Origin of the sequence: Azohydromonas australica DSM 1124 (assembly GCF_000430725.1) — a bacterium.
Lineage (GTDB): Bacteria > Pseudomonadota > Gammaproteobacteria > Burkholderiales > Burkholderiaceae_C > Azohydromonas > Azohydromonas australica.
Genome location: NZ_AUMO01000174.1, coordinates 1 through 1,277 on the forward strand (window position 1 = coordinate 1; position 1,277 = coordinate 1,277).

Annotated in this window: 3 protein-coding genes; all 3 read left to right on the forward strand. The window is 64.0% G+C overall.

The genetic code is table 11. From position 1 onward, the window contains the following. A partial coding sequence (locus tag H537_RS0119075) for a TraX family protein (protein WP_028999091.1) occupies positions 1-378 on the forward strand: 378 nt, incomplete at its 5' end. Next, positions 375-710, forward strand: a complete 336-nt coding sequence (locus H537_RS0119080) for a hypothetical protein (protein ID WP_028999092.1) — start codon at positions 375-377, stop codon at positions 708-710. The genes H537_RS0119075 and H537_RS0119080, both read left to right, overlap by 4 nt. 298 nt (positions 711-1,008) lie before the next feature. Then, positions 1,009-1,277, forward strand: a 269-nt coding sequence (locus tag H537_RS0119085) for a class I SAM-dependent methyltransferase (protein WP_028999093.1), incomplete at its 3' end; no start/stop codon positions are given.

Consider the following 1,277-nt stretch of genomic DNA (forward strand, 5'->3'; position numbering starts at 1 on the left):
CGCGGGGGGTGGTGGCCGCTCAACATCATGTTCGCGCTGGCGGCGAGTGCGGCGGCGATCGGGCTGCTGGAGCAGCAGCGCACGAAGGCAGCGCTAGCGCTGGCCGCGGCCGCCGGGATGGTGGTGGAGTTCTGGTGGCCCGCCATCGGGGCCACCGTGGCCGCCTGGTTTTTCTGGCGTGCGCTGACTTGGCGGCCAGCGGCGGCGTGGGTGCTTTGCCTGCTGGCGCTTACTCCTGTAAACGGTAGTTTCTGGGCGTTTGCGGCTGTTCCGATGGTGGCATTGGTAGTGCCGTTAAAAATCCATCCGTCCCGGGTGAGATGGATTTTTTACTTCGCCTACCCCTTCCACCTCACCATCCTCTGGAGCCTCAAATGACCACCGGCATCAACACCCGCTTGGCAGTAATGGACGCCCTGGGCTGGCCCATCGGCATTGCCATCTTCCTGGTAGTGGCGAGCGACTTCGAAGTGGGCGGTGCACACGGCATGGCCTTCCTGTTCCTGGGCATCTGGGCCATTCGCAAGCTCAACTGGGCGCTCGACGGCTACCGGGAGGAGGACTGGTTCGTGAATCCGACCAATCCGGTGTCGGTGCTGCTGGCAGTGTTTCTGCGGCAAGAGGGCTGGTACAGCTACACCACCACGACCGTGCTGGTGTGGTTCGGCAGTATCTTCGCCTTCTGTTGCCTCATCCGGCCGTTCCTCTGACCGGCCGCTGCACAAACAGCAAGGGCGCCTGATGACGCTTGCTTCCATGGCCAACGTCATCCAGTTGCTGAACCGCTCCCAACTACAGTTCCCGCAGCTTGCACTTCTACGGCATGGGCACGCTGGCCGACCATGCCGCGCGGCGCGCGAAAAAGCGATTGATCTACCAAGACGCCTACGCCGACGGCCACTGCAAATGGGATGGGCAGCAGGGAGGTAGACGTCAGGAGCAGCGGCGGCGGCATTCGTTGCCAGCAGCTATACCTTCCTGGCAACGTCAGTGAAGGGAAGGGCTCCCATGTCACCAGCACCGTCTTGGTACGACCGCCACGTCTTGCCGTACCTGTTGGACTTCGCCTGCAGCCTCTCGCCCATCGCGCGCCAGCGGCGCAAGGTCATCCCGCAAGCCACTGGCCGGGTTCTTGAAATCGGTATCGGCACAGGGCTCAACCTGGCCTTCTACGACCGCGCCAAGGTCGAGCGGCTGGTGGGCATCGACCCGGCGACGGAGATGCACGCGCTGGCCCGCAAGCGCAGCCAGCGCCTGGGCCTGCCGGTGGAGTTGCT

Excerpts from the sequence above, each read along its gene's own strand:
- H537_RS0119080 (WP_028999092.1), top strand. The coding sequence starts at position 375 with ATGACCACCGGCATCAACACCCGCTTGGCAGTAATGGACGCCCTGGGC.